The organism is Nitrosospira briensis, from assembly GCF_900115125.1.
Classification (GTDB): Bacteria; Pseudomonadota; Gammaproteobacteria; order Burkholderiales; family Nitrosomonadaceae; genus Nitrosospira; species Nitrosospira briensis_A.
On record NZ_FOVJ01000007.1, the window covers coordinates 124934 to 143245 of the forward strand.

The 18312-nt window shown below is 54.5% G+C and carries 19 protein-coding genes; 3 read left to right on the forward strand and 16 right to left on the reverse strand.

Translation table 11 applies throughout. The features are described from left to right. Positions 1–60: 60 nt before the first annotated feature. The 4 genes from BMZ14_RS12595 to BMZ14_RS12610 form a co-directional block, all read right to left on the reverse strand. Positions 61–423 carry a hypothetical protein gene (locus BMZ14_RS12595; protein WP_256208613.1) on the reverse strand — a complete coding sequence of 121 codons (363 nt, stop codon included), beginning with the start codon at positions 421–423 and terminating at the stop codon, positions 61–63. Further along, complete coding sequence (gene recX / locus BMZ14_RS12600; RefSeq protein ID WP_074798126.1) at positions 420–875, reverse strand: recombination regulator RecX; 456 nt, start codon at positions 873–875, stop codon at positions 420–422. The genes BMZ14_RS12595 and recX overlap by 4 nt, the downstream gene beginning before the upstream one ends. Before the next feature lie 45 nt (positions 876–920). Next, positions 921–1940, reverse strand: coding sequence for a recombinase RecA (recA, locus tag BMZ14_RS12605; protein ID WP_074798128.1), 1020 nt, complete (start codon positions 1938–1940; stop codon positions 921–923). Positions 1941–2071: 131 nt separating this feature from the next. Then, positions 2072–3484 carry a tetratricopeptide repeat-containing S1 family peptidase gene (locus tag BMZ14_RS12610; RefSeq protein WP_083396785.1) on the reverse strand — a complete coding sequence of 471 codons (1413 nt, stop codon included), beginning with the start codon at positions 3482–3484 and terminating at the stop codon, positions 2072–2074. A gap of 96 nt (positions 3485–3580) precedes the next feature. Between BMZ14_RS12610 and BMZ14_RS12615 the strand changes: the two genes are divergently transcribed. Next, positions 3581–4192, forward strand: a complete 612-nt coding sequence (locus BMZ14_RS12615; protein ID WP_074798132.1) for a YqhA family protein — start codon at positions 3581–3583, stop codon at positions 4190–4192. A gap of 27 nt (positions 4193–4219) precedes the next feature. Here BMZ14_RS12615 and BMZ14_RS12620 read toward each other — a convergent pair whose 3' ends face one another. The 7 genes from BMZ14_RS12620 to BMZ14_RS12650 form a co-directional block, all read right to left on the reverse strand. Then, positions 4220–4729: a CinA family protein gene (locus tag BMZ14_RS12620; RefSeq protein WP_074798134.1), complete on the reverse strand. Its 510-nt coding sequence runs from the start codon at positions 4727–4729 to the stop codon at positions 4220–4222. A 66-nt stretch (positions 4730–4795) separates the two neighbouring features. Next, a complete protein-coding gene (locus BMZ14_RS12625; RefSeq protein ID WP_074798220.1) occupies positions 4796–5317 on the reverse strand; it encodes a phosphatidylglycerophosphatase A family protein in 522 nt (173 codons plus the stop codon). A 100-nt stretch (positions 5318–5417) separates the two neighbouring features. Continuing rightward, positions 5418–6392 carry a thiamine-phosphate kinase gene (gene thiL / locus BMZ14_RS12630; RefSeq protein ID WP_074798218.1) on the reverse strand — a complete coding sequence of 325 codons (975 nt, stop codon included), beginning with the start codon at positions 6390–6392 and terminating at the stop codon, positions 5418–5420. Between the two features lie 18 nt (positions 6393–6410). Next, the gene (gene nusB, locus BMZ14_RS12635) at positions 6411–6869 is read right to left on the reverse strand and encodes a transcription antitermination factor NusB (RefSeq protein ID WP_074798216.1); all 459 of its coding nucleotides are present in this window, start codon (positions 6867–6869) and stop codon (positions 6411–6413) included. A 49-nt stretch (positions 6870–6918) separates the two neighbouring features. Continuing rightward, positions 6919–7401: a 6,7-dimethyl-8-ribityllumazine synthase gene (gene ribH, locus BMZ14_RS12640; protein WP_074798136.1), complete on the reverse strand. Its 483-nt coding sequence runs from the start codon at positions 7399–7401 to the stop codon at positions 6919–6921. Between the two features lie 154 nt (positions 7402–7555). Then, positions 7556–8671, reverse strand: coding sequence for a bifunctional 3,4-dihydroxy-2-butanone-4-phosphate synthase/GTP cyclohydrolase II (ribBA, locus tag BMZ14_RS12645; RefSeq protein ID WP_074798138.1), 1116 nt, complete (start codon positions 8669–8671; stop codon positions 7556–7558). Positions 8672–8698: 27 nt separating this feature from the next. Beyond that, positions 8699–9310 (reverse strand): riboflavin synthase, encoded by a 612-nt coding sequence (locus BMZ14_RS12650; protein ID WP_074798140.1) that lies wholly within the window; start codon positions 9308–9310, stop codon positions 8699–8701. 165 nt (positions 9311–9475) lie between these two features. Between BMZ14_RS12650 and BMZ14_RS12655 the strand changes: the two genes are divergently transcribed. Further along, positions 9476–10753, forward strand: coding sequence for an ATP-binding protein (locus BMZ14_RS12655; protein ID WP_074798142.1), 1278 nt, complete (start codon positions 9476–9478; stop codon positions 10751–10753). Beyond that, positions 10750–11313, forward strand: coding sequence for a response regulator transcription factor (locus BMZ14_RS12660; RefSeq protein ID WP_074798144.1), 564 nt, complete (start codon positions 10750–10752; stop codon positions 11311–11313). Before BMZ14_RS12655 ends, BMZ14_RS12660 begins: the two co-directional genes overlap by 4 nt. Positions 11314–11340: 27 nt before the next feature. On the opposite strand, the gene ribD is transcribed toward BMZ14_RS12660, so the two are convergent. The 5 genes from ribD to dnaN form a co-directional block, all read right to left on the reverse strand. After that, positions 11341–12426: a bifunctional diaminohydroxyphosphoribosylaminopyrimidine deaminase/5-amino-6-(5-phosphoribosylamino)uracil reductase RibD gene (ribD, locus tag BMZ14_RS12665; protein ID WP_074798146.1), complete on the reverse strand. Its 1086-nt coding sequence runs from the start codon at positions 12424–12426 to the stop codon at positions 11341–11343. Between the two features lie 111 nt (positions 12427–12537). Further along, positions 12538–13017, reverse strand: a complete 480-nt coding sequence (nrdR, locus tag BMZ14_RS12670) for a transcriptional regulator NrdR (protein WP_074798148.1) — start codon at positions 13015–13017, stop codon at positions 12538–12540. An 87-nt stretch (positions 13018–13104) separates the two neighbouring features. Continuing rightward, positions 13105–14355, reverse strand: a complete 1251-nt coding sequence (gene glyA / locus BMZ14_RS12675) for a serine hydroxymethyltransferase (protein WP_074798150.1) — start codon at positions 14353–14355, stop codon at positions 13105–13107. A gap of 153 nt (positions 14356–14508) precedes the next feature. Further along, on the reverse strand, positions 14509–16941 hold the full coding sequence (gyrB, locus tag BMZ14_RS12680; protein WP_074798152.1) for a DNA topoisomerase (ATP-hydrolyzing) subunit B: 2433 nt from the start codon (positions 16939–16941) through the stop codon (positions 14509–14511). A 108-nt stretch (positions 16942–17049) separates the two neighbouring features. Continuing rightward, positions 17050–18159: a DNA polymerase III subunit beta gene (gene dnaN, locus BMZ14_RS12685; protein WP_074798154.1), complete on the reverse strand. Its 1110-nt coding sequence runs from the start codon at positions 18157–18159 to the stop codon at positions 17050–17052. Positions 18160–18312: the final 153 nt, after the last annotated feature.

Sequence of the window (18312 nt, forward strand, 5' to 3'; positions counted from 1 at the left end):
TTCATTCGATTGGTATCCGCTTCCTGCCCACAACCTGCCGGGCTTCGCCTTATACTTTATCTAGCGGCGCTCTATTTCTGTTACCGTCGTGCCCAGTGGTTCGCCATTGATAATCGCAAGATTTGCTACCTTTACCTTCACGCTCAGCGTTTCATCTGTTTTGGGGAGATCGGCTTCGGTAAGAATGGTGATCTCTCCGCTTTCGTCTTTCAGCACATAGGACTTCATGTTAAATAGCGGAAGCCGGGTAGGCTCTTTCGCCACGCCGTGGAGCATGACCTCCTTGCCGTCGAAGTTCGCGGGGGAGGTAACGACTTCATTGATGGGCGTCGCGTCGATCCGATTGCAACCGACCAGCAGAATCACCATCGCGGACACAGCCAGCAGCATGCGGACCAGGTTGCCAGTCAAGCGGTCTGTCAAGCTTCGTCCTTATCATAATGGCGCAGCACTCGCCGTATTACTTCCGCAGCGAAGCCCCGCCCCATCAGGAACCGCATCTGCCTCCCGTGCTCTTTCGCATTGGCGGGCAACGCACCGAACTTTTTCCGCCACACTTCGCGCGCCTTATCCAGCTCAGCTTCCCTGATATTAGGCAACGCCTCGGCGATTAAATTCTCTGCAATGCCCTTTTCACGCAACTCATGCACTATCCGCTGACTGCCGAATTTGCTTTGGCGCGTATGTATCACATGCTCGACCATGCGCTCAGCCGACAGAAAGCCACGCTGCTCCAGCGTATCCAGCATGGAAGAGATTTCCTCGGAAGTTTGGGCATGAGGAGCAAGTTTCTTTTCCAGCTCCAGCCTGGAATGTTCTCGCCGGGAGAGATAACCCAAGGCACGGGTTTTCAGGCTCGGCTTGTGAGTCACCATGCTTGGCAACGGAAAATGGTTTGAAAAATTCAGATCGAGCTGCGATTACTCTGCATTCGCGGTTTCGGCGGGGTTGGAGACTCCCAGGGCGGCACGAATCCTGGATTCTATTTCCATCGCTATGTCATTGTGCTCCCTCAGGAACTCGCGTGCATTATCCTTGCCCTGACCTATTTTTTCTCCCTTGTAGGAGTACCAGGCGCCAGCTTTCTCGACCAGCTTGTGCTGTACACCCAACTCGACGATCTCTCCTTCCCGGGAGATGCCTTCGCCATAGAGAATATCGAATTCCGCCTGTTTGAATGGCGGCGCAACCTTGTTCTTGACCACCTTGACGCGCGTTTCGCTGCCGATTACCTCATCGCCCTTTTTGATCGAACCGGTGCGGCGTATATCCAGGCGCACCGACGCGTAGAACTTCAAGGCGTTGCCGCCGGTAGTGGTTTCGGGGTTGCCGAACATGACGCCGATTTTCATGCGTATCTGATTGATGAAAATCACCATGGTGTTGCTGCGCTTGATATTGGCGGTGAGCTTGCGCAATGCCTGCGACATCAATCTCGCCTGCAGGCCCATCTGGGGCTCGCCCATTTCGCCCTCGATTTCCGCCCGGGGCGTCAGGGCGGCGACAGAATCCACCACCACCACATCGACTGAACCGGAGCGCACCAGCATATCCGCGATTTCCAGGGCCTGCTCGCCGTTGTCAGGCTGGGAAATCAATAATTCCTGCACATTGACGCCAATTTTTTGTGCGTATTGCGGATCAAGAGCATGCTCCGCGTCTATGAATGCCGCGGTACCTCCCATCTTTTGCATTTGGGCGATGACTTGCAGAGTGAGCGTGGTTTTGCCCGAAGATTCCGGTCCGTAAATTTCTATTACCCGTCCCCTGGGCAAACCGCCCACGCCCAGCGCAATATCAAGGCCAAGCGAACCGGTGGAAATCACCTGAACGTCTTTGGCAACATCACTGGCGCCCAGACGCATGATCGAACCCTTGCCGAACTGTTTCTCGATCTGGGAAAGCGCTGCCGCCAGTGCTTTGCTTCTGTTTTCGTCCATGGGATTTTTCCTTTGTAGAGTGGGTAATTATCGCACAGGAACAGCCGGCCGGGATAGCGGACGGAGGATGACGGGTGTTCTACAAGGCTAGTTTTTCTGCACGCACCAACTTCTCTCGCCCGAGGTAACGTTCAAGGCAAAATATAAGTGTTGAAGTACAGCTCCGCCCTCGCCGGATCCAGCTTGCGCAGGGCCTGATATATGTCCCTCATTTTGCCGCGCTCTTCCAGCATTGCGTAGGCCAGGCCCAGGTTGTACCAGGCATCGGCATTCTCCGGCTGAATGCGGACCGTCTCCTGGTATGCCTCAGCTGATTCATCATATAGCTTCAAGTCGTCATAGGTAATACCCAGGTTGTACCAGGCCCGTGAATTCTCGGGATTAATGCCCAGCGATTGTCGATAGGCATGGATGGCATAGGGGTATTGCTTGCGTTCGCGGTAAGTATTGCCCAGGTCATACCAGACCTCGGCGTTATCAGGCTGTATACGGAGCGCGTCCTCATAGGACTGGATCGCGTCGTCATAATCCTTGAGATTGGCGTAGGCCACGCCCAGATTATGCCAGGCGGCGCCATACTCGGCCTGGTTGCGTATTGCTTCTCGATAAGCGTCGACTGCTTCGTTATATTGTTTGAGATTTGTGAACGCAACACCCGCGCTGAACCAGGCCACCGCATTAGACGGGTCGCGTTTGACTTCCTGCTGTGAAAGTTTTAACAGGGCGCGCCAATCCGCCTTTTTTTCCAGCGCCAAGCTGCGGTTAAGCCAATCCAGTCCATTGTTGTTTTTTCTCGCCGAACCGGCCCGCACCTGCTGCGGCTCATTCGCCCCCTTCGGCCCCTTCGTTTCATGGGGCGGCTCTTCTATCCAATCCACCGGGAGTACGAAAGCAAGATTCTCACCTTCGACACGCTGCGGCGAAAGTATCCCGATCAGCTCTCCATCACTATCAAACAGCCCGCCCCCGCTGAAGGCTGAAGAAATAGCGGCGGAAGAAAGAATATATTGCGAGCCCCTGTATGGCCGCAGCCTGGAAATATGCCCTTTGCTCAGGATTGGCTTGCCCCCCCGCTGTTCCTTCTGTCCCTGCTTTTTCCCCGGCGCGCCGACAGCATAGACACGCTGGTCGATCCTGAGCTTTTTTGCCGTGCCGCGCGCGATGGGAGGGGATTGCAAGTGGGGCACATTCAGGTGGCAAAGATTGTCGGCCTGGACGTATTGCAATACTGCCTTGAACGCGGTACCCGCTCGACGCACCTGACCATTTTTTCCTTTTCTTGCTACATCGCAAGTGGTAATCACCCGCCCGGTTCCCATCACTACGCCGCTGCCCTGGCCAAGAAGCTTGCCGTTTGCGTCAACCATATCCACTGATACCACAAAAGGCGACGCCTCCGCCAAAATCTGCTCGGGTGTTTCGGCCGCGGCAAATGGCGCATGCAGGGCGGACAGGAAAGCTCCAAGCATGACCGGATACAGGGTTAGCATGGTTTTTGTTCTTGAAATCCGGTTCCGCAACGGATTGCGCCATGTTGAACGCATGAAAATGGAATCAAGATCAATAAGATGCGCAACACGACACCCTGGCGTGTAAAATAACGGCTACTTGCTCGTCGCCAACTACAAAATCGAATAAATATGAACGAGGATCCGAACGCCCCTCCTCCGGGCGTCTATACCAGGAAAATCCAACCGCTGGCATATTTCATCTTCGCCACCCGCTGGCTGCAATTGCCCTTGTACCTCGGGCTTATTCTCGCCCAGTGCGTTTATGTATACCACTTCTGGGTCGAATTGCTGGATCTGATCGGGGCTGTAATGGGGAACGAGGCTGCGTTACAGCATATTCTGGACGCGGTTGCGATTGAAGGCGCGGTCAGACCTACCAAGACCACCGAAACCACTATCATGCTGGTTGTGCTGGGTTTAATCGATGTAGTGATGATCTCCAACCTGCTCATCATGGTGATCATCGGAGGCTATGAAACGTTCGTTTCCCGCATGAATCTCCAAGGACATCCTGATCAGCCTGAGTGGCTGTCCCATGTCAATGCATCGGTGCTGAAAGTCAAACTCGCCACGGCCATTATCGGCATCTCGTCTATCCACCTGCTCAAGACCTTCATCAATGCCAAGGCGTACGACGAGAAAACCATTCTGGCCCAAACGGGAATCCATCTGGTTTTTCTGCTTTCCGCGATTGCGATCGCCTATAGCGACCGCCTCATGTCCGGGAAGAGCGCACATTAGGCCAGTCGCCATTGAACAACCGGAAGTTCAGGCGACTTTCGGCGGAATACTGTACAGCAGGTCTATCACGCCTTGCAACGCTCCCGCCACCGATTGACGTCTTATCTCCTCGCGGCTGCCGCTGAAATATCGGGTTTCCGTGAGCGCCATTCCCTCTTTCATTATCCAGGCAAAGCATACCATCCCCACCGGTTTTTCCGTCGTGGCGCCATCCGGTCCGGCGATGCCGGTAATGGAAACTGCTACCTGCGCATGGCTTCGCGCAATGGCGCCTGCCGACATTTCGGATGCGGTCTGCTCCGATACTGTGCCGTATTGTTCAAGCGTTGCATTGCTGACGCCCAGCATTTCATGTTTTGAGATGGCCGCATAGGTGATGAAGCCGCGCTCGTACCAGGCGGAACTTCCGGCTATCGATGTGATGGTTTGTCCCAGCCACCCGCCAGTGCAGGATTCGGCGGTGGCAAGCATCAATTCCTGCTGGGAAAGCGCCGTGCCAGCCTGCCTGGCAAGGTCCTGGAGAACCATATCATCCATGTCATTTGCCTCCTTCGGAAATCTGTTTTATTCCCTCGAAACGGGCTTTATCCTCTATTACCTGTTCTATATGCCAAACTTCTTCCAGACGGCCAGACAAAGCAAGGTCAGGAATGCAGCCAGCAAGTCATCGAACATTACTCCAAAACCGCCGCGCAGCTTCTGGTCGTAATATCGTATGGGTGGCGGTTTTATTATATCTAACAAACGGAACAGCAGAAACGCATACGCCTGCCAGATCAGGTTATTCGGCGTAAGGAACAGCACCAGCAGAAAAGCGGTGATCTCGTCCCAGACCATTCCGCCATGGTCGTGGCTGCCCAAGGCCTTTCCGGTCGTGCTACAAGCCCAAATGCCTATGATGAACATCGCACTGATCAACAGGAGAAACTTGACTGGATCGAGAAAATAGTCAAACAGCCAGAATAGTGGAAAAGCGGCCAGCGTTCCGGCAGTGCCCGGCGCAGCCGGGCTCAAGCCCACACCGCCGCCGAACGCAATGAAGTGCGCGGAACGGCTCCTTACAAATGCTTTGTTGGGATTCGGCTTGGCAGCGCCGGGAGGCGAGGCAAGCCCTGGTGCCTCAATTCGCGATCCGGCAGCTCTATCTGGCTCGATCTCTGGCTCGGGCCATGAAAGGCGGCCAGATCGCCCCCCAACTCCTCCGGGGCTCATGCTATCGACGCCGTTATCCGGCATGGAAGTGGTCATAACCTTTTGTCTCAAGCGTTACTTTCCTCCCTGCTGGGTCCAGCACGACCAATCCCTCCCCCTTTTCGACACTGCCTATACAGGTCAACGAAATTTCTTGCTCGCGGGAGAGCATCTCGATTTCTTGATGCTTCGCACGGGGAGCGGTAAAACAGAGTTCGTAGTCGTCGCCACCGGCCAGCAGGCATTTAACCCCTAGCGGATGTTGAAGGTATTTTTTTACCGACCCCGAACAGTTTATCTGATCCATTTTTATGACTGCCGCCACGCTTGAACTCTTGAGGATATGCTCCAGGTCGGCCAGCAGCCCATCGGAAATATCGATTGCACTGTGGGCAAGCCCAATCAATTGCTGCCCCAGAGCAACACGCGGCGCCGGGGTATGCAATGCAGCCAGGCACTTCTCGATTTCGCCCGCTTCGAGCATGATGTGTCCCTCCTGGTAAGCCAGCGCCAGAGCAGCATCACCCAAATGGCCGGACATCCAGATATCATCACCCGGCCTGGCGCCGCTGCGGCGCAGCGCCTTTCCTTTCGCCACCTCGCCAATAATTGTCACACAGATGTTGAGCGGCCCTCTCGTCGTGTCTCCACCGATGAGGCCTACTTGATGAGCATGAGCAAGTTCAAAAAACCCGTCGGCAAATGCTTGCAGCCATTTCTCGTTCTCTCGCACCAGCTGTTCGGGCAGTGCCAGCGAAAGCGTGGCCCAACGCGGCGCTGCGCCCATCGCCGCCATGTCGGAAAGGTTTACCGCGAGAGACTTGTGGCCCAAGCTGCGTGGGTCAGTTTCCGGGAAAAAATGCTGCCCGGCTACCAGCATGTCGGTGGAAACCGCCAATTCCGTCCCCGCTGCCGCCTCGATCAGGGCGGCGTCGTCGCCGACGCCTAGTACGGCATGAGGCGTAGGGCGGGTAAAATAACGCTGGATGATGTCGAATTCGGATAGCACTTTCTGACCCTGCGGCAATCAAACTCGTGCATTGATCTCGACTGCCCTCAGCTTCGCTGCCAATTTATCCAATACGCCGTTCACGTACCTGTGTCCATGGGTTCCGCCATAGCTTTTTGCCAGCTCGACGGCTTCATTGATCACTGCCCGATAAGGTATCTCGGGATGGCTCTTCAGCTCGTGGGTGCCGAGTAGCAGTATGGAAATTTCAACGGGACTGAGTTCCTTCAGCGGCCGATCGAGATAAGGCTGAATTTGCTCTTCCAGTGTCGGCACGTTCGCCAGGACGCCCCGCAGCAGCCCCGAGAAGTATTTCTCGTCTGTCTTGGGAAACTCCCTGGTTTCATGCAACTGTGCTTCGATTGCCTCAGCGGTTCCCCCCGCCACACACCATTGGTAAAGCCCCTGCAAAGCCAATTCGCGGGCCAGGCGACGGCGGGTTTTGCGGCCCGGCTTAATGGGCTCCTTCGCTGGCATATCGGCTTCCGCCTGCTTTCCCGGCTTCGTCTGTATCATCGTATCGGTTTCATTGGGTCACGTCGTCAAGTTCTCTCAGCAGATTGGCCATTTCGATCGCCACCTTCGCGGCTTCGGTTCCTTTCTGGCTCATGCGGGCCAACGCCTGGTCGTCAGTATCGGTCGTGAGTATGCCGTTGGCAATGGGAATGCCGGTATCCAGCTGCACGGCGGCGACGCCGCTGGTCGATTGATTGGAAACGACTTCAAAATGATAGGTGTCGCCCCGGATCACCGCACCGAGGGCGATCAGCGCATCGAACTGGTCGGTTAGGGCCATTTTTTGCAAGGCCATGGGGATCTCCAGCGCACCCGGGACGGTCACGAGCAACATGCCTGCTTCATCCACGCCCCGCTTTGCCAGTTCTGCCGTACAGGCGCCAAGCAGCCCTTCGCTGACATCGATGTTGAAGCGGCTCATAACGATGCCGATACGTAACTCTTCCCCGTTAAGGTCAGGTTCGAGTTCAAGAATGTTTTCATACCGAGCCATGTTTGCTCCTTTAAAACAAAACTGCTGCAATAAAGCCTATTGCGAGCGTCCCTGCGGGGATGAAAGCCGGTGGCTCCCGTTGTCATGTGATACGTCAAAAATGTTTCCCTGCGCAAAAGACTATAAACCGGACATGTGACCGAACGTTCGGTCTTCAGCGGTCTTGCGTCTGACTTTTATCTTCCTGCTCCAGATATCCCGTTACTTCCAGTCCGAAACCCGCCATGCTTGGCATTTTTCGCGGAACAGCCAGCAGCCGCATTTTACCCACATCCAGATCCTTGAGTATCTGCGCACCGATACCGTAATCGCGCAAGTCTGTCCGTGGAACAATACGTTTTGTTTTTGACGGCATCACGCGTTCCATCAATTCCGCCGCGCTTTCCCTGCAATGGAGCAGCACGACAACGCCGCTTTTCGCGCCCGCCATCAGTTGAAGCGTATCATTTACGTTCCACGAGTGGGTGTCGTCCTTTATGTCGAGCAAATCCATGATGGAAAGCGGCTCATGCACGCGCACCAAGGTTTCCGTTTGCGGATCGATTGTGCCCTTGATTAAAGCCAGATGCGTGGCGTTAACGGTCTTATCCAGATAGGCGACGAGGCGGAACTCGCCATGAACCGTCTGGACCGAACGTTCAGCCACCCTTTTGACCAGGCTTTCGGTACGGCTGCGGTAATGGATGAGATCGGCAATGGCGCCGATCTTGAGTTGATGCCTTGCGGCGAATTCGATCAGATCAGGCAGCCGCGCCATGCTCCCGTCTTCCTTCAGAATTTCGCAGATCACCGAGGCCGGGGTCAGTCCCGCCAGCTTCGCCAAGTCACAGCCCGCCTCGGTATGGCCGGCACGCACCAGCACACCGCCGTTTTGCGCCATCAGGGGAAAGATATGTCCGGGCTGGACGATATCATCAGGCTTTGCATCCGGATTCACCGCCGCCTGCACGGTACGAGCGCGATCAGCGGCGGAGATGCCTGTCGTAACGCCGCTGGCCGCCTCTATGGAAGCCGTGAAATTCGTGCCTAGCGGCGAGCGGTTGGCCACAACCATCAAAGGCAGGTTGAGCTTGCGACAGCGTTCTTCTGTCAGCGTCAGGCAAATGAGGCCACGGCCATGCGTCGCCATGAAATTTATCGCTGCCGGCGTAACAAAATCCGCCGCCAGAACCAAGTCCCCTTCGTTTTCACGATTTTCCTCATCTACGAGGATCACCATTTTGCCGGTCCGGATTTCGGCAATTATTTCCTGAATGGAGCTGGTAATCATGTCAAACCTCTACCTTAACCCATGTGCTTATAAATCATGCGCGGCACTTGCAGTCAGCAGGCGCTCTACATATCGCGCCAACATATCGACCTCCAGGTTCACCCTGGCACCCGCTCTCAAGTCCTTCAGGGTTGTCACTGCCAGGGTATGCGGGATGAGATTGATCCTCAGCTCTGCTCCAGCCACCCGATTTACCGTGAGGCTAACCCCGTTAACTGTAATTGAACCCTTCCGGGCAATATACTTCAATAGTGAGCCGGGCGCCCTGATCACCAGCAAATAGCTTTCTCCCGCCGGCTCGAACTTGACCACTTCGCCGACGCCATCCACGTGACCGCTCACCAGGTGGCCATCTAACCTGTCGGAGAGGCGCATTGCCAGTTCGAGGTTGACTCGCCCGCCCTGCTTATCCAAACCTTCGGTACAATTCAATGTTTCGCGTGACACATCTACCGAGAACAGGTCGTTAGCCAGCGAGGTGATGGTGAGGCACACGCCGTTTACCGCGATGCTATCGCCGGTTTTGGTATCGTCCAGATCCAGCACGCCGGGGACGGGCGCAATACTCAAGCTTATGCCGTCCACTAAAGGTTTGACGCGTTTTATCTCTCCGATAGACTCGACAATTCCGGTGAACATCAGATACTCCACTTTCAAATACAATAGACGCAGGTCGCATCGGCTTTCCTGTATACCCCGTATGACGGGACATGCGGCAATTTGCCGCATGGTCCTGAGTGGCAATATACGCTAATGTTCGGGTTACATCATCCACTAAGACGTCGAGCACGAACCGGCAACCCAATGTTCAGCAATTCCAGCCAGTCGCCACTGAGCAAAAATCTACACCGCCTGTTTCTGCTCCGGAATATTGTGATCGCTGCCCAGTGCGTAACCTTTGCGCTGGCGCACTGGATACTCGAGATGGAGCTTCCGTGGACCCCGATGGTTGGGGTAGCGGTCATGCTGGCTGTCCTGAATCTGGCGACCTGGGTGCGCCTCCGCCGCAAGTTGCCGGTATCCAGTATTGAATTTTTTGTGCAGCTACTGGTTGATGTTTTTGCGTTGAGCGCATTGCTGTATTTCAGCGGCGGCTCGACCAATCCTTTTATCTCGCTGTATCTGTTGCCGCTGACGATCGCCGCAGCCGCCTTGCCGTGGGCCTACACGTGGGTAATGGCCGCCATCACGATTAGCTGTTACACCCTGCTGCTGTTTTATTATGTGCCGTTGCCGCATGACCATGAAGAACATAACAGCGAGTTCAACTTGCATGTGTCCGGAATGTGGCTGGCCTTTGTGCTAAGCACTGTATTAATCGCGTGGTTCGTTGTCAAGATGGGGATCTCTATTCGCGAACGCGACAAGGACCTGGCATTGGCTCGCGAACAGGCATTACGCAATGAACAAATCATCGCCCTTGGGACGCTCGCCGCGGGCGCCGCCCATGAACTCGGCACGCCACTTGCGACGATGGCGGTGGTAACAGGAGAATTGCAGAATGAATACACAGAGAACAATGAATTCCAGGGCAATATCAGGATATTGCGTGACCAGATAGCCCATTGCAAGCGCACATTGACTCAGTTGCTGGCAGATGCCGGGCAGGCACGGGCTGAAGATGGCAGCGGACAGGCCGTCGATCATTTCTTGCGGCAGGTGTTGGACAAGTGGCAATTGATGCGGCCTTCCGTCCAGTTCACTTACCGTGGCAGCGGTGTACAACCCGCTCCGCAGATTCTCAATACGCAGCTATTGAGCCAGTCCATTTTAAACCTGTTGAATAATGCTGCCGACGCGTCCTTGAAACATATCGAAATCGAAGTCAACTGGAATTACCAGGAATTACATCTTAAAATCCTGGATGACGGCGAAGGACTGACGGGAGAAGCGGTACAGCGCGCGGGCCAACCCTTTTTTACAGGCAAGGCGCCAGGGCAGGGTTTCGGAATCGGCCTGTTTCTTGCGAACGCGAATATCGAGCGCTTCGGCGGTAGCGTGCGGCTGACCAATCGCGAAGGCGGCGCCTGCACGCAGGTCATACTCCCTCTGATACGGCAATCGACGCAATCGACAATATGACAACAAGCGAAACAATGACGGAGGTGGATGACCGTCCCACCCTGCTGATCGTCGACGATGATTCGACTTTTTGTACCGTACTCGCAAACGCGATGAGAAAACGAGGGTTCAATGTCACGTGTGCGGATACGGTCGAACACGCGCTGGAATGCGCCGAATCGTGTGCACCCGAGTATGCAATTATCGATCTCAGACTGCCGGGCACTTCCGGGCTGACCCTGGTTGAAAAAATGCATGCCCTTGACCCCGGCACGCGGATTGTCATGTTGACGGGGTACGCCAGCATTGCCACGGCAGTGGAAGCAATTAAACTCGGGGCGACCCATTACCTTGCGAAACCGGTTGACGCGGATGACATCATGCTTGCGTTTGAGCGCACCTCGGGCGATGCGGAGGTACAGATCAGTTCTCATCCGTTGTCGGTGGGCAGGCTCGAATGGGAATATATCCAGCGGGTCTTGAACGAGAACAAAGGCAACGTTTCAGTCACGGCGAGAATACTCAAAATGCATCGCCGGACCTTGCAGCGGAAGCTCACCAAGTATCCTGCCAAAACATGAACCAGACCGGAACTTCTTCTAATGCGGTCACGAAAAACGCGCGGTCACGCGTATGTCCGGCCCCACCATACGCAAGTCCCGGATCTTGACTGGACGTTTCTCCGCAAGATCGGTCAATTCCGCCAGCTTGAACATGCCCCGTGCCCTGTCCCCCAGCAGATAGGGGGCCAGATAAATGACCAGCTCATCCACCAGTCCGGCGTTGATGAGTGCACCGTTCAATCTGCAGCCCGCCTCGACCAGCACCTCGTTGATCTCAAAATCGGCGAGCCTGCGCATCATTCCAGCAAGATCAACACTCTCATTTTCATCGGGCAATACGATGGTGCGGGCGCCCATGTCGTGTAATGCCAGGATTTTTCCCTCACTCGCGGTAGCGGTAAAGATCAACTCCCCCGCGCCACGCAACAGGCTGGCGTCCACCGGGATTTCCAGCCGGCTATCCACGACTGCGCTCAATGGCTGCCTCGAAGTTTTGATATGGCGCACAGTGAGTTGCGGATCGTCCGCCAATACGGTGCCGATACCCGTCATCACCACGCAGGAGCGGGCACGAAGCCTATGGACGTCACGCCTCGCGTGCTCGCTGGTAATCCATTGGCTGACGCTGTTGTTAAGCGCGGTCTTGCCATCAAGGCTCGCCGCGATTTTCATCCTCACCCACGGACGCCCCTCGGCCATGCGGGTAATAAACCCGATATTTAGCTCCCTTGCTTCCGCTTCCATCAAGCCGGTTTGCACGGTTATCCCGGCTTCTTCCATTAACGCGCAACCTCTGCCTGACACCAGGGGATTCGGGTCTTTCATGGCTGTTACTAACCTGGCAACACCGGCTTTGATCAACGCTTCGGCACAAGGAGGAGTTCGCCCATGGTGGCTGCACGGTTCCAGCGTAAGATATGCCGTCGCGCCTCGCGCGGCTGCCCCCGCCACAGCAAGGGCATTTATTTCAGCATGAGGCTCGCCGGCGCGTTTGTGCCAGCCGCTTCCCACCGCCTTGCCGTCTCGCACCAGCACGCATCCGACGCGAGGGTTAGGGCTGGTGCCATACAATCCTTTTTCGGCAAGCCGTAAGGCCTGGGCCATGTAGCCATGATCAGTCGCCGAGAACATATGGGCCTCGTAGTTCTACCTGTTCTTCCAGAATACCGGGAAGCTCGCAGTTCGAGTTTTGCTTTGTCCCGTGCGGCGCAAGGAAGAGCTTTGGAATGACCGCGTTGCAAATCAGGATTTTTTTGCTTCTTTTTTCTTTTGCGGCCTTTGAAGCTCTTTAATCGCGTTGTGGAAATCGTCTGCGCCCTGAAAGCTCCGGTAAACCGAGGCAAAGCGGATATAGGCAACCTTGTCCAGTTTGTAGAGTTCCTCCATTACCATTTCGCCGATCTTGCGCGAAGGTATCTCCCGCTCGCCCAGACCAAGAAGTTTTTGCACGATACGATCCATCGCCGCATCCACTTCTTCGGTCGGAACAGGGCGCTTGTGCAAGGCCCGCATGAAACTGGTCAGCAGTTTTTTGCGATCGAACTCGGCACGGTTGCCATCCTGTTTTACTACCTGCGGCAGGCGCAGCTCCACTGTTTCATAGGTGGTAAAGCGTTTATCGCACGTAAGGCACCGCCGGCGGCGACGTATTCTGTCGCCTTCCTCACTCACCCTGGAATCGATTACGCTTGTATCATCCGCATTGCAGAAGGGGCATTTCATGATTCTTCCAGAAATGAAGCCGCTGAATCTGCTGATCCTGCGTGAACTGCTTTGGCGGTCAGGGAAATATAAGGTCCTCTTTTTCGATCAATGCTGATAAACAGGGAATTTTGCGCATAGCGATTTGGCCTGGTGCGCCACTCGCGAAATTACAGCAGAGTCGGCCGGTGCTTCGAGCACATCCGCAATCAGGTTCGCCAGTTGTTCTGCTTCAATTTCCTTGAAACCACGGGTGGTCATGGCCGGCGTGCCGAGACGGATACCGCTGGTGACGAACGGCTTCTGCGGGTCATTGGGTATGGCATTCTTGTTGACGGTGATATGCGCCAGCTCCAGCGACTCGGCCGCCTGCTTGCCGGTAATATGCTTGGGACGAAGGTCCACCAGAAACATATGGCAATCGGTGCGCCCGGAAACGATGCGCAGACCGCGTTCTTGCAATACCTTTGCCATCACCCGGGCATTCTCGATCACCTGCTCCTGGTAATTCTTGAACTCCTGGGTAGCAGCCTCTTTGAACGCGACCGCCTTCGCAGCGATCACATGCATCAAGGGCCCCCCCTGGGTTTGCGGGAAAATCGCGGAATTAAGCGCTTTCTCGTGCTCCGGTTTGGCCATGATGATGCCGCCTCTCGGTCCACGCAAGGTCTTGTGGGTGGTACTGGTAACAAAATCGGCGATGCCGACAGGATTGGGGTAAAAACCTGCTGCCACCAACCCCGCGTAATGCGCCATGTCGACAAACAAGTAAGCGCCTATCTCATCGGCAATCTTGCGGAAACGTTTCCAGTCTATCACCAAGGCATAAGCGGACGCCCCGGCAACGATCATTTTGGGCTTGTGCTCGCGCGCCAGCCGCGCTACCTCGTTGTAATCAAGCTCCTCTGTTTCAGGATTGAGCCCGTAGGAAATCGCGTTGAAAATCTTGCCGCTGAGGTTGACCGACGCGCCGTGCGTCAAATGTCCACCATGGGCAAGCGACATGCCGAGGAGCGTATCGCCGGGCTTCAGGGCGGTTAAATAGACCGCGGCATTTGCCTGGGACCCGGAGTGGGGTTGTACGTTGACGTACTCCGCATCAAACAGCGCCTTCACCCGGTCGATTGCCAGCTGCTCCACTACATCCATATATTCACAACCGCCGTAATAACGCTTGCCGGGATAGCCCTCCGCGTATTTGTTGGTCAGCACCGATCCCTGCGCTTGCATCACGGCCGGGCTGGCATAGTTCTCCGAGGCAATCAACTCGATATATTCTTCCTGGCGCTGTATTTCACCTTTGATTGCTCGCCAGACATCGGGGTCGACATTTTCCAGGGTTAATTTCGGGGACAACATGACATTCAATCCTTTGATGTTGATATTTATAAATTGATCTTACCGTCTTCAATCCTTCTGATAAACCCCCCACGTTTCGTGACTGCGGGCACCTTTTGCAGTCATGAAGCTCGAGAAGCTTGGGAAAAACGGAGGTGCAGCTATAACTTGTGACTAAACGTCGAGATTTCGCACTCCGAGTGCATTGTTCTCGATGAAGGCTCGGCGCGGCTCGACCACATCGCCCATCAGCGTGGTGAAAATTTCATCCGCGGCGATGCTGTCTTCGATCTGGGCACGCAGCAGCCGGCGGCTCTTCGGGTCCATGGTGGTTTCCCACAGCTGCGCGGGATTCATTTCCCCCAAGCCCTTGTAGCGCTGGGTTCCAATGCCTTTTTTCACTTCTTCAAGCAGCCAGTCGAGGGCCTGCTTGAAATTGCTGACCGCCTGTTTCTTTTCGCCGCGCTTGACATAGGCTGCGGGTCCCATCAGGCCGTCGAGCACCTGAGCGGTTTGCTTTACCTGAATGTAATCGCCGCTTTGCAGAAAATCCTGGTCCAGATAGCTGGCTCGGGCATTGCCGTGATGCATCCGGGATATTTTCAGCCGGAACTCCTCGGTCGCGATATCATATTCAGGTGTAATAGTGAGGTTGGCGGATGCTACCTGGGCTGCCAGCTTGGCTGCACTTTCCGTGGCATGGCTCTCGCTGCTCAAATCGATGGCAGGCTGCCGCAACAGGGCATGCATGACTTCACTGTCGATCAGAGAACTCATGCGTTCGATCACCGCCTCAGCCAGCAGATATTCATTGGCAATATTTTGCAGCGTTTCTCCGGTAAGCGGCGGTTCACCTTCGTGATTATGCAATTCGGAATCTGCCAGCGCCAATCCGAGCAGATACTGCTTAAGCTCATGATCGTCCTTGATGTAGCGTTCCTGCTTGCCATGCTTGATTTTGTACAACGGCGGCTGGGCTATGAAGATGTGGCCGCGTTCTATCAGCTCCGGCATTTGCCGGTAAAAAAACGTAAGCAGCAAGGTGCGGATATGCGAACCGTCGACGTCCGCATCCGTCATGATGATGACTCGATGGTAGCGCAATTTATCCGGATTGTATTCGTCCTTCCCGATACCCGTTCCGAGCGCAGTTATCAGGGATGCGATTTCCTGCGACGAAATCAACTTGTCGAAACGGGCTCTTTCGACATTCAGTATTTTTCCCTTCAGTGGCATGATTGCCTGAAATTTGCGGTCGCGTCCCTGCTTCGCGGATCCGCCTGCCGAATCGCCCTCCACCAGATAAAGCTCGGAAAGCGCCGGATTCTTTTCCTGGCAATCGGCAAGCTTGCCCGGTAATCCCATACCATCCAGTACGCCTTTGCGCCGAGTCAGTTCGCGCGCTTTTCGTGCCGCTTCGCGCGCTCTCGCTGCGTCGATTATCTTGCCGCAAATCGTTTTTGCATCAATTGGGTGTTCCAGCAGGAATTCCGCCAGCTTCTGCGACACGATTTCCTCCACGGCCGGACGCACTTCGGAGGAGACAAGCTTCTCCTTCGTTTGGGAGGAAAACTTGGGTTCGAACAGTTTCACCGACAAAACGCAGGACAAGCCCTCCCGCATATCGTCACCCGACGTTTCAATCCTTGCTTTTCTTGCCAGTTCGTTTTTTTCAATGTAGGTATTTAGGGTACGCGTCATGGCGGCGCGTAAACCGGTGAGGTGAGTACCTCCGTCCTTTTGCGGAATATTATTGGTAAAACATAACACCTGTTCCGAATAGCTGTCGTTCCATTGCATTGAAACTTCCACCACGATGTCGTCTCTTTCCCCCGTGGCGTAGAAAATGGTTGGATGAAGAACCGACTTGGTGCGATTGACGTACTCGACGAAACTTTTCACCCCGCCGACAAAAGCGAAATTTTCTTCCTTTGCATTGCGCTGGTCAACCAGGTGAATTTTAACGCCATTATTGAGAAATGAAAGTTCACGCAAGCGCTTGGCGAAGATGTCGTAGTGATATTCGATGTCGCCGAAGATGTCCTTGCTTGCCAGGAAGTGGACTTCCGTGCCGCAACGCTCCGTCTTGCCGGTGACAGCAAGCGGCGCGACAGGAATACCCATCCGGAACTCAATCTGATGCGTTTGGCCATTCCGGCGGATAGTAAGGCGCAGCCACTCGGACAAGGCATTGACTACCGATACCCCCACGCCATGCAAGCCGCCGGATACCTTATAGGAATTGTCATCGAACTTGCCTCCGGCGTGAAGTTCGGTCATGACAATTTCAGCGGCGGAGCGCTTCAACTCGTCGTCGTGTTTTATGCCCGTCGGGATGCCCCGCCCATTGTCCTGCACGGTTATGGAATTGTCGGGGTGGATGATGACCGAGATTTCATCGCAATGGCCCGCCAGCGCTTCATCTATCGCATTATCTACCACCTCGAATACCATATGGTGCAAGCCGGTGCCGTCGCTGGTATCCCCGATATACATGCCGGGACGCTTTCTTACGGCATCAAGTCCTTTAAGGATTTTTATGCTGTCCGAGCCATAATCGGCCGAGCTTTTGCTCTTCTGCTGCCGCATTCGGTCCTTTTCGTTCATGCTTTATACCTTCTGTTGTTCTCGGTTTCACGTGAAACGAAACCGGGTGCTTCAAATGATAGGGCGGCTTGCTCAGCCGGACCAGTAGTGGACCTCGCCAGGTCCGGCCTATATCCTCATCGGCATTACCACATACTTGAAATCGTCGTTGCCCGGGATGGAAATCAGGGCACTGCTGTTTGCATCACCAAATGAACACTGGACTGTCTCGTTGTTCAGATTGTTCAGCACATCCAGCAGATAAGTGATGTTGAAACCGATATCGAGTGCTTCGCCATCATACTGAAGTTCCAGCTCTTCCTGTGCTTCTTCCTGCTCGCTGTTGTTGCAGACAATGCGAAGATTGCCGGTCGTCAGTATCAGCCGGACGCCCCGGAACTTCTCATTCGAAAGGATTGCAGCACGTTGCAGGGTCTGTAAAAGCAGTACCCGGTTTATGACGAACTGTTTTTCGTACCCTGTCGGGATAACCCGGTTGTAGTCGGGAAATTTTCCGTCCACAACCTTGGATACCAATATCACATCGGAAAAGCTGAAACGCACCTGATTTTGCAGAATCTCCACCGTTACCGGTTCATCACTGTCATTCAATAGCCTGGCCAGTTCCAGTACTACCTTGCGGGGCAGAATGACTTCTGTTTTCGTCTGCGGCGCTTGAAGCTTCATCAAGGCAAACGCGAGGCGATGACCGTCGGTAGCCACTACTCTCAGGTAATCTTCCTCCACCAGCAACAGCAAGCCGTTCAAATAGTAGCGAATGTCTTGTTGGGCCATCGCGTATTGCACCATGGACAGGATATGTTTCAGTTCCTTCTGTTGCACCGTTATTTTTCCTTGCGATTCGGTGCTTTCCGGAAACTTCGGGAAGTCCTCGACGGGAAGCGTTTGCAAATTGAACCGACTTTTTCCCGCTTTGGCATGAAGCCGGTTTTCGCCCATCTCGAGTACTACCCTGGCCTTATCAGGAAGTGCGCGCAGTATGTCCTGGAGTTTTTTTGCCGCTACCGTAACCGCGTATTCTTCACCGCCAGCATGATTGTCTTCAGCGGAAGTAGTGATCTGTATTTCCAGGTCAGTTGCAATGAACGAAATTTTTTCTTGTTTCCGTTCAATTAGCACATTCGACAGTATAGGTAAGGTATGGCGGCGCTCGACAATGCCGGTTACCGTCTGTAGCGGTTTTAGCAAAGTATCCTTATCGGTTTCTATTAGTTTCATTGTATTTAAAATCCAATAATCGTTAATAAAGGGGGGCCAAGGCCGGTATATTTATAGAAACTGTTATAACATCATAGCCTTGAGCCAAATTTCGGTACGGTATTGATCCGGTATGGCCTGTGGATGGTTTGTGGACAGAACTGGCGCGATGGT